Source organism: Hallella sp. (genome assembly GCF_037460745.1).
Taxonomy (GTDB): domain Bacteria; phylum Bacteroidota; class Bacteroidia; order Bacteroidales; family Bacteroidaceae; genus Prevotella; species Prevotella faecis.
Genome location: NZ_JAXVAE010000078.1, coordinates 1 through 10,335, shown reverse-complemented (window position 1 = coordinate 10,335; position 10,335 = coordinate 1). Strand labels below are relative to the sequence as shown.

8 protein-coding genes and 1 riboswitch are annotated in these 10,335 nt (G+C 55.5%); of the genes, 6 read left to right on the top strand and 2 right to left on the bottom strand.

Going from position 1 to position 10,335, the window contains the following annotated elements; translation table 11 throughout:
- The first annotated feature begins 58 nt into the window (after positions 1-58).
- On the top strand, positions 59-169 hold the full coding sequence (locus WKK33_RS04355) for a DNA cytosine methyltransferase (RefSeq protein ID WP_287769249.1): 111 nt from the start codon (positions 59-61) through the stop codon (positions 167-169).
- 398 nt (positions 170-567) lie between these two features.
- Here the strand turns inward: WKK33_RS04355 and WKK33_RS04350 are convergent, their stop codons facing one another.
- Positions 568-1,245 (bottom strand): SGNH/GDSL hydrolase family protein, encoded by a 678-nt coding sequence (locus WKK33_RS04350; protein WP_337932657.1) that lies wholly within the window; start codon positions 1,243-1,245, stop codon positions 568-570.
- A gap of 106 nt (positions 1,246-1,351) precedes the next feature.
- Here WKK33_RS04350 and WKK33_RS04345 point away from each other — a divergent pair, with 106 nt between their 5' ends.
- Both WKK33_RS04345 and WKK33_RS04340 read left to right on the top strand, forming a co-directional pair.
- Complete coding sequence (locus WKK33_RS04345; protein WP_337932655.1) at positions 1,352-3,307, top strand: ABC-F family ATP-binding cassette domain-containing protein; 1,956 nt, start codon at positions 1,352-1,354, stop codon at positions 3,305-3,307.
- 50 nt (positions 3,308-3,357) lie between these two features.
- A complete protein-coding gene (locus tag WKK33_RS04340; RefSeq protein WP_337932653.1) occupies positions 3,358-5,394 on the top strand; it encodes a M13 family metallopeptidase in 2,037 nt (678 codons plus the stop codon).
- Between the two features lie 118 nt (positions 5,395-5,512).
- Here WKK33_RS04340 and WKK33_RS04335 read toward each other — a convergent pair whose 3' ends face one another.
- Positions 5,513-5,761 (bottom strand): hypothetical protein, encoded by a 249-nt coding sequence (locus WKK33_RS04335; RefSeq protein WP_215760226.1) that lies wholly within the window; start codon positions 5,759-5,761, stop codon positions 5,513-5,515.
- A 1-nt stretch (position 5,762) separates the two neighbouring features.
- Positions 5,763-5,868: riboswitch (SAM-I-IV-variant riboswitch) on the bottom strand.
- 219 nt (positions 5,869-6,087) lie between these two features.
- Between WKK33_RS04335 and metA the strand changes: the two genes are divergently transcribed.
- Genes metA through WKK33_RS04320 form a run of 3 tightly spaced genes read left to right on the top strand, consistent with a single transcriptional unit; the run spans position 6,088 to position 9,916 of the window.
- Complete coding sequence (metA, locus tag WKK33_RS04330; protein ID WP_215760225.1) at positions 6,088-7,005, top strand: homoserine O-succinyltransferase; 918 nt, start codon at positions 6,088-6,090, stop codon at positions 7,003-7,005.
- A gap of 12 nt (positions 7,006-7,017) precedes the next feature.
- Positions 7,018-8,898 (top strand): U32 family peptidase, encoded by a 1,881-nt coding sequence (locus tag WKK33_RS04325; protein WP_337932651.1) that lies wholly within the window; start codon positions 7,018-7,020, stop codon positions 8,896-8,898.
- 7 nt (positions 8,899-8,905) lie between these two features.
- On the top strand, positions 8,906-9,916 hold the full coding sequence (locus tag WKK33_RS04320; RefSeq protein ID WP_337932650.1) for a zinc ribbon domain-containing protein: 1,011 nt from the start codon (positions 8,906-8,908) through the stop codon (positions 9,914-9,916).
- Positions 9,917-10,335: the final 419 nt, after the last annotated feature.

Below are 10,335 nucleotides of genomic sequence, written 5' to 3'. Positions count from 1 at the left end.
GGAGAAGTCCTTGGAGGATTGGAAGGACTGAAAGAGTTAATGTAGAAATAAAAATGTTATGACCAAAAAGATATATAAGTTTATAGATTTATTTTGCGGTATCGGAGGTTTCCGTATCGGGCTTGAACGTAATGGAGGAAAATGCGTGTTTTCTTCCTACTCGATTTAGGTGTTTGTGCCAACAGCTATATCATTGCCAATAAATTTGGGGTCAAACAGTATATAATTGCCATAATTTATAGCGTTTATCCCCAATCTGCCATTTGTAGCGCTCGCCCCATTTGCCTTTAGTAGCGTTTAGGGGGAAGGCTGTTCTTCACCCTCGGTTTTGAAGGAAACTTAGGGCAGGATTTAGTCGTTTCTCGGGGTAAGTTTTCTTCGTAAGTGGCAATGGAATGTAATACGTAACTTTGTACATGTGAAAACTGAGGGTGGAATTCTTGTCTCGTTTCTTGAAATTCCTGCTCCTATAAACGCGAAACGGTGAGCACTCTATTTGGTGGTCACCGTTTCGTGTGATATGAGGTTGTTTCTTTGCGATGTTTTTTCGTCTGCCGTATGTTCCGTTTATTGCAGATACTGAAGGATGAAATGCTCGGCGATGGGGAGGAAGCGGTCGTGCCCCTTGTTGTTTAGGTGTGCATGGTCGCGCTTTCCCCCTTGGAAATAGATTTGCCGGAACTGGTCGCTACGCGCAAAGATATTGCTGTTTTGGTAGGCGTCGAACACCGGAATGCCCATGCTTCCGCAAATATCCTTGGTGGCATCCACGATAACCTTGAAGTTGGGGTTGTCGTTTGCCCATGGCGTAAACCAATAGATGTAGGCCCGAGGGTATTTCTCGATGAGTCCCTTGCAGAGCTTGGTGCATTGCTCCCGATAGTTGTTGAGCGTGGTCGTTGAGTCGGTCACGGCGTTGGCAAGGCGTGCCGCATCGTTGTGGCCAGCGATCACTACCACCACATCCAGCGAGTCGTTCATCTGCTGATAGCGGTTTACGACCGCCGGTCCCCATGTCTTCATGTCGATCGACACACAACTTCCGTTGCGTCCGTAGTTATAGTATTTCATGCCGTGCTTCTTGGCCAGCTTGCTATGCCAAGCGTATTCCACGGGGTTTTGGTGGTTTTTCACATAGCTGTCGCCGATAACCCCGATGCGTTTGCCCGCAAGCGGGTCGTGTTGCGCCATTGCGCCGATTGCCGTCGTGATGAGCGCGGCCAATAGTAGAATTGTTTTTTTCATGGTTTGTGATGATTGTTGTTGGCGCAAAGGTAACAAAAAAGAAGCGTGCAACTGTTCGTATGAACTATTTTTTGTAACTTTGCATATCAAATTGTAGTTGGGAAAGATGATTTCTGTAGAAAACCTTAAGGTAGAGTTTGGCGTTCGTCCACTCTTCCACAATGTTAGTTTTGTGGTCAACGACCATGACCGCATTGCCTTGGTAGGCAAGAATGGTGCGGGCAAGTCGACCTTGCTCAAGATTCTTAGTGGCTTGCAGCAACCCACCTCGGGTGTGGTTGCCATCCCCAATGACACCACCATAGGCTATTTGCCTCAGGTGATGAAGCTCTCCGACGACACCACCGTTCGCGAGGAGACGCGCAAGGCGTTTTCCGACCATGTGAAGATGAAAGGTCGGCTCGACCGGTTGCAGCAGGAGATGGCCGACCGCACCGACTATGAGAGCCCCGACTACATGGCTCTTGTGGATCGCTTTACCTTGGAGCACGACCGCTTCATGATGATGGGTGGCGAAAACTACGAAGCCGAGATGGAGCGCACGCTCACCGGCTTAGGCTTTGAGCGCACCGACTTTGATCGCCCCACCCGCGAGTTTTCTGGCGGTTGGCGCATGCGTATCGAGTTGGCCAAGATTTTGTTGCGCCATCCCGACGTGTTGCTCCTCGACGAGCCCACCAACCACCTCGACATTGAGAGCATACGCTGGTTGGAAACCTTCCTTTCTCAAAACAATAGTGCGGTGGTGCTCGTTAGCCACGACCGCGCGTTCATCAACAACGTAACCAACCGCACGCTCGAGATAACCTGTGGCCACATTGAGGACTACAAGGTGAAGTATGACCAGTATGTGTTGTTGCGCAACGAGCGTCGCGAGCAGCAGCTACGCGCTTACGAGAACCAGCAAAAAGAGATCGCCGACATCCAGGCCTTCATTGATCGTTTCCGCTATCAGGCCACCAAGGCCGTTCAGGTGCAGCAGCGCATCAAGCAGTTGGAGAAGATTGTGCCCATCGAGGTCGACGAGGTCGACCGCAAGGTGATGCACCTTAAGTTTCCGCCCTGTTTGCGCTCAGGCGATTATCCTGTCATTTGCGACAATGTGCGCAAGGACTATGGCGACCACACCGTGTTCTCGCATGTCGACATGACCATCAAGCGAGGCGAGAAAGTGGCGTTTGTGGGAAAGAACGGTGAGGGAAAATCGACCCTCGTGAAGTGTATCATGGGCGAGATTCCCTATACCGGAACCCTGAAGATTGGCCACAACGTGCAAATTGGATATTTCGCACAGAACCAAGCCCAGTTGCTCGATGAGGAGATAACCATCTACGACACCATCGACCAAGTGGCCACGGGCGATATGCGCTTGAAGATCAACGACCTGTTGGGCGCCTTCATGTTTGGCGGCGAGACCTCAGAGAAGAAAGTGAAAGTGCTCTCGGGTGGTGAGCGTTCGCGCTTGGCCATGATACGCCTGTTGCTCGAACCCGTCAACCTGCTGATCCTCGATGAGCCCACCAACCACCTCGACATGCCCTCGAAAGACGTGCTGAAGGAAGCCATCAAGGCCTTCGATGGCACGGCCATCATTGTGTCGCACGACCGCGAGTTTCTCGATGGCTTGGTGACGAAGGTCTATGAGTTTGGCGGCGGCAAGGTGGTGGAGCACCTTGGTGGCATCTACGACTACCTGAGGGCCCACAATGCCGACACCATCCATGAGGCGCTCGACCAGCGCCAACCGCAGTCGGCGTCGGATGCGTCGGCCTCCTCGGCAACCGCTATCGAGGCCCCAAGTGGCAAGCAGAGCTACCAAGACCATAAGGAGCAGCAGAAGAAGATACGCAAGGCCAGTCGTGAGGTGGAGGAGTCGGAGAAGAAAATAGCGAAGATGGAAGCGCGACTCCAGGAGCTCGACCAACTCTTCATGACGCCCGAGAACGCCTCCAATATGGAACTGGTTACCGAGTACACGTCGACCAAGGAGGCCTTGGACAAGGAGAACGACCATTGGATGGAGCTCTCCGAGAAGTTGGAGGAATTGCAGGCTAACGCCTAATGCTCTGCATTGCAAGACAATAAGACACAACCATCAAAAAATCATAAGTCATGAAAATGAAACAAATCCTTCCGGTGCTCATGTTTGCCGCCGCTCCCGCATGCGGTGCCATGGCCCAGAACAAGTCGGGCCTCGTGCTGGCTGACCTCGACAAGACGGTGAGCCCCGCCACCGACTTTTACCAGTTTGCCACGGGTGGCTGGCAGAAAAGCCACCCTCTGCCTGCCGCTTATAGCCGTTATGGCAGTTTCGACATGCTTCAGGAGAATGTGAACAAGCAGATCAACACCATCCTGACCGATCTGTCGAAGAAGAAATACAAGGCAGGCACCAACGAGCGCAAGCTGAGCGATTTCTACAAGATGGCCATGGACTCGGCCCGTCGCAACCAAGAAGGCATCGCTCCCGTCAAGCCCATGCTCGACGAGATGGAGGCCGCCAAGACCCTCGAGGCTTTGCGCCAGGTGCAGTTGAAGTATGGCAAGATGGGCTTCGGCGTGCCGTTTGGAAGCTATTTTGGCGCCGACGACAAGAACGTAACCATGAACATCTTCTCGGTGGGTCAGGGCGGTCTCACGCTTGGCCAGAAAGACTGGTATGTCAATCCCGACAAAGCCACAAGCGACATTCGTGAGGCCTTCAAGAAGCACATCGTGCGCATGTTCGAGTTGTTCGGCTTCAACCATGCCGACGCCCAGCGCAAGATGCAGTCGGTGTTCCGCTTCGAGACCGAGCTTGCGTTGGTGTCGAAGAGCAACGTGGAGCTGCGCGACCCGCAAGCCAACTACAACAAGATGACCCTGGCCCAGTTTGAGGAGACCTATCCCAACATCCCCTTGAAGGCTTACACCCAGGCTGAGGGCATCGATACGAAGTATATCCAGGAGCTCATCGTGGGCCAACCCGCCTTCTTCGCCGGCCTCGACAAGCTGCTGCCCCTGCTCACCGCCGACGACCTTCGCGCCATCATGGAGTGGGATCTCATCCAGGGAAGCGCCTCTTACCTGAGCGACGCCGTGCGTGAGGCCAACTTCGACTTCTTCGGAAAGACCATGAGCGGCCGCAAGGAGGACTATCCCCTGTGGAAACGCGCCACCAATCAGGTGCAGGGCGCCATGGGCGAGGCCCTTGGCAAGATGTATTGCGAGCGCTATTTCCCCGCCCAGTCGAAGAAGATGATGGAAGAGTTGGTTCACAACTTGCAGGTCAGCCTGGGCCAGCGCATCGACGCCCAGACCTGGATGAGCGACTCTACCAAGGCCAACGCCCACAAGAAGCTCGACCGATTCTATGTGAAGATCGGCTATCCTAACCGTTGGACCGACTACAGCAAGCTGACCATCGACCCCAGCAAGAGCTTCTACGAGAATGTTATGGCCGCCCGTTTCTTCGCCCACGACAAGCACATTGCCGAGAAAGCCGGTAAGCCGGTCGATCGCGAGGAGTGGCACATGACGCCGCAGACCGTCAACGCCTACTATAACCCCACCACCAACGAGATCTGTTTCCCGGCAGGAATCTTGCAGCGTCCCTTCTTCGACGCCAAGGCCGACGCCGCCTTCAACTATGGCGCCATCGGTGTGGTGATTGGTCATGAGATGACCCACGGATTCGACGATCAGGGCCGTCAGTACGACGCCAACGGCAACCTCCACGACTGGTGGACGGCCCACGACGCCAAGGGCTTTGAGGAGCGCGCCAACCTCTACACAGAGTTCTTCAACGCCATCGAGGTGTTGCCCGGTCTCCATTGCAATGGTAAGTTCACCCTGGGTGAGAACCTGGCCGACCACGGAGGCCTGATGGTTTCGTTCAACGCCTTCAAGAACGCCACCGCCAAGAAGCCTTTGAAGAGCAAGGACGGCTTTACGCCCGCGCAGCGTTTCTTCCTGGCCTATGCAGGCGTGTGGGGTCAGAACATCACCGAGCAGGAAATTCGCAACCGCGTGAAGCGCGACCCACACTCCCTCGGCGAGTGGCGTGTGAACGGCGCTCTGCCCCACATCGACGCTTGGTATGAGGCGTTTGGCGTGAAGAAGGGCGACAAGATGTTTATCCCCGAGAGCGAGCGCTTGCAGTTGTGGTAAACACGAATCGTTTGTGGCATAACCCCTGATGCCATAACGCAAAAACATAAAAAAACGATGATATCAAGAGCAGACGATATCATCGGTTTTTCTATGATGTAAAGCGGGCGGTCGACGGTTAGTCGACTCTCACCAGCCTATTGTTTTCCAACCCGACGTGGTGGGCGAAGGAGGTGGTTGTGCCGTCCGACACGTCCGACAGGTCGATTCCTCGGCGTTCCAATTCGGCCAAGAGCGCCTGGTCGTGCGCGGCGCGTGCGGCGTTGAAGCCCCGGCTTTGCACCTGGCGGTTAAACGATTCGACGAGCGAAGGGAGTGTGGCGGCTGCAAACTGTGCAGCAAACTTGTTGTAAAGTGAGTGGTTCATAATGACATTCTTTTTTTGAAGTTAAACGTAATCTTCCACATCGTATCTTGACCACCGTGGCATGTCGTGCTCGGTTGGTGCAGATTCAACTGCTCTTGATGTTTCGTCGGCAAAGTTACGAATATTGTTTGGAATGGCAAGAACAATTCCCCGAAAATGTTTCCCGTTTCATGCTTTTTTATCTCGTTTGCATGTGCCGACAACCCTCGCCGCCCCTTGTGGGTAGAAGGATGAACGACGAATTATGTATGATTTCGAAGGGGAGTTAATCGTTTTTCGCCATTTTATTACTAACTTTGTGCAGATTATAAGAGAAAGGAACATTCATGCCACTTAGATTACCCGATAGGCTTCCAGCCATAGAACTGCTCAAGAAGGAAAACATCTTTGTGATGGACGAGAGTCGCGCCCACTCGCAGATGGTTCGTCCGTTGAAGATTGTTGTGCTCAACTTGATGCCGCTGAAGATTACCACCGAGACCGACTTGATCCGTCTGCTTTCCAACACCCCCCTTCAGATAGAGATCAATTTCATGAAGCTCAAGAGCCACACACCCAAGAACACCCCCGTTGAGCACATGATGATGTTCTACAAGGACTTCGACATCTTGAAGCGGCAGAAGTGGGATGGCATGATTGTTACGGGTGCCCCCATCGAGTTGTTAGACTTTGAGGATGTGGAGTATTGGCAGGAGATCATGGGCATTTTCGATTGGGCCCGCACGCATGTCACCTCTACGCTCTATATCTGTTGGGCGGCCCAGGCAAGTCTTTATCATTTCTATGGTGTTCCCAAGCATCGTCTTCCCAAGAAGATGTTTGGCGTGTTCCACCAGCGTGTGCTGGTCGATCATCTTCCCATCTTCCGGGGCTTCGACGATGAGTTTATGATGCCCCATAGCCGCCACACGGAGATCCATCGCGCCGACCTCGAGCAGGTGCCCGAGCTTACCATCTTGGCCGAGTCGGCCGAGAGCGGCGTTAGTATGGTCATGGCTCGCAACGGCCGTGAGTTTTTCATCACCGGACATTTGGAGTATGCCCCCGACACGCTCGACAAGGAGTATCGGCGCGACTTTGGCAAGCGCGACGATGTGGAGATGCCCCGCAACTATTACCGCGACAACGATCCCCAGAAAGGCCCGTTGGTTACGTGGCGCGCCCACGCCAACCTGCTTTTCAGCAACTGGATCAACTATTACGTTTACCAGGAAACGCCCTACAATATCAACGAGATACAGTAATATACGCTGCGAATGAGAACCCTTGAACTATTGGCGCCCGCCAAGGACCTCGAGTGTGGCCTTGCCGCCATCGATCATGGCGCCGATGCCGTATATATCGGCGCCGAGAAGTTTGGCGCGCGTGCCGCCGCAGGCAATTCGCTTGCCGACATCCAGCGCCTTACCGATTACGCCCATCAGTTTGGCGCCAAGGTGTTTGTTACGGTCAACACCATCGTCTTTGAGCGTGAGCTGCAAGCCACCCAACAACTCATCACCGACCTTGCGCGCATTGGCGTCGACGCCTTGCTGGTGCAGGATATGGCCACGCTCGCCATGCACCGTGTGGCCTTGGACGAGGTGGGCCACGTGCCCCAGCTCCACGCCTCCACCCAGTGCGACACGCGCTCGGCCGAGAAGGTGAGGTGGTTGCGCCAGTTGGGCTTCACCCGCGTGGTGTTGGCTCGCGAGCTGTCGGTCGAGGAGATCGGCGCCATCCATCGCGAGGTGCCCAACGTGGAGCTGGAGGTGTTTGTCCATGGAGCCCTTTGCGTGAGCTATTCGGGCGTATGCTACGCTTCGCAGCATTGTTTCCAGCGCTCGGCCAACCGTGGCGAGTGCGCCCAGTTCTGTAGGATGAAGTTCGATTTGCTCGACGCCGACGGCCAGTTGATAGAGCACGACCGTTACCTGCTCTCGATGAAAGACCTTTGCCAGGTCGACCACTTGGAGGAATTGGCCGACGCTGGCGCCTCTTCGTTCAAGATAGAAGGCCGCCTGAAGGATGCCAACTATGTGAAGAACGTGGTCTCGGCCTATAGCCGCCGCCTCGACGAATTGGTGGCGCGCCGCCCCGACGCCTATCGCCGGGCGTCGTTTGGCACCGTTGCCTACCAGTTTGAGCCTTCTTTGCGCAAGACGTTCAACCGTGGCTTCACCCATTATTTCCTCCATGGGCGCCAACCCGACATCGCCTCTTTCGACACGCCCAAGGCTTTGGGCGAATATGTGGGTACGGTGAAGGAGGTGCGCCGCCAATCGTTCAACGTTGCCGGCACGGCCTCGTTTGCCAATGGCGACGGCCTTTGCTTCCTCACCGACGGCCGCACGCTCGAGGGGTTCAGGGTGAATCGCGCCGTGGGCAACCGCCTCTACCCCTTCAAGATGCCGCAAGGCCTGAAGGCGGGCGTGGGCCTTTATCGCAACAACGACGTGGCGTTCGAGAAGGCGCTCGCCGGTCCTACGGCCTGTCGCAAGATGGGCGTCCACCTCTCGTTGGACCTTACGGCCGACGGGTTCGCCCTCACGTTGCGCGTGCCGTTCCTCAATGAGGAGGCGCGTGCCACGGTGGCGTTCGGCCATCAGCCCGCCAAGAAGCCCCAGGCCGACAACATCGTCAAGCAGTTGTCCAAGTTGGGCGCAACGCCTTACACATGCCAAGGCGTGTCGATCCTCAACCATGCCGACCGCCATTTCATCCCGTCGAGCCTTCTTTCCGACCTGCGCCGCGAGGGCGTGGAGGCGTTGGATGCGCTCATCCGCAAGCATGTGGAGCAAGCCGGCAGGCTCACGGAGCTTCCCCCCATGGCTCCGGCCGTGGCGCGCGCTTGGCAACCCGAGTACAAGCAGCACCCCTATCTCTATAACATCTCCAACTCCATGGCGCGCTCGTTCTATGAGGCCCATGGCCTCACCAACATCCGCCCCGCCTTCGAGGTGGGCGGGGGTGGGGCGGAGGCGCCCCTGCTCATGCGGTGCCGCCATTGCATCCGCTTCGCCTTGGGCCATTGCGTGCGCCGAGGCGGCAAGCAGCCCACGTGGCGCGAACCGCTCACGTTGCGCCTTGGCGATGGCCGCCGCTTCCGTTTGGAGTTCGATTGCAAAGCCTGTCAGATGGCTGTTTATGGCTTATAAAATGCTTATGAGAAGAACCCTTCCACACCCCTTCCACCTCCTGTTCCTGGTCTGCGCCCTCGTGCTCACGTCGCTGTTGTCGTCGTGCTACGTGGCCCATTACCGCCCCCATGCCGCTTACCAATATAGTGAGCGGCAGATCGACTCGTTGTCGTTCTTCTCCTCCCACCATTACACCAACAACTACAACTTCATCGTGAAGGCCGACAGCCTCACCCTCTTGCGGCAGATGCCCGAGGAGTATCTGGGCGGCATGCAGACCGACTCGTTCACCGTGCGCAAGGGCGACCACCTCGTCGTGGCCGACATACGCATGGTGCCCACCGACAAGGTCGACTCCGTTTGGGTGCAGCTGGGCAACGACAACTCCCAGTTCGGGTGGACCCGAGAGACGCGCATGCTGCCATGCGTCATGCCCGACGACCCCATCTCCCAGTTCATATCGGCCTTCTCCAACACCCACGTCATCGTGTTCCTCGTTGTCATCGCCATCATAGCGGCATCCTACCTGCTGTGGAGCATCCGCAAGCACCAGGCCCACTTGGTCCATTTCAACGACATCGAGTCGTTCTACCCCACGCTGCTCTGCCTCATCGTGGCCTCGTCCGCCACGCTCTACGCCAGCTTGCAGACCTTCGCGCCGCAGATGTGGGTCCATTTCTATTACCACCCCACGCTCAATCCCTTCTCCGTCCCGTTCCCGTTGGGCATCTTCCTCGTGTCCGTGTGGGTCATGCTCATCGTGGGACTGGCAGCCGTCGACGACGTGCGCCACCACCTGGCCCTCGGCGAGGCCACGCTCTACCTGGGAGGCCTGGCAGCCGTCTGCGCCGTGTGCTACATCGTGTTCAGCGTCACAACCCTCTATTACGTGGGCTACCTCCTGCTCGCAGCATACGTCTTCGCAGCCCTACGCCGCTATTTCCATCACACGCGGGCACGATACATCTGCGGAAATTGCGGAGCCATCTTGCGGAAGAAAGGCCGATGCCCCCATTGCGGAGCGGTGAACGAGTAACGGCCCCGCTTGCGGGGGTGCGGCCATAAAAACATCCAAGTTCTCCTATACAGGAAAACTTGGATGTTTTTTAACACTAATGTTCCATGAGAGAAAAGCTGGTTGCAGGGATGCAATCGGCGTTTTTGAGTTCTCCAACTTTCAACTTTTAACATTAAGGTGTTTGCCCTTTCACTTTAAGGTAGTTAAGAAAATGAGCAGGCGAATAATGTCCGCCTCCTCGTCTTTTCGCCATGCGGCGAATGTCGCGTCAACAGGTTGTTTTTTTTAGGGGTAGGGGCGACGCCCCATCAAAAAGCGGCGCTCCGTTAATTCCTAACAAATGAGGATTGCCCGACAGGTATTGTTGTTTTGTAACCATCCGAAATTATTGCTGTCCGGTAAAACTCCAAAGAGCATAAAAATCCTCCCCGAAGCCC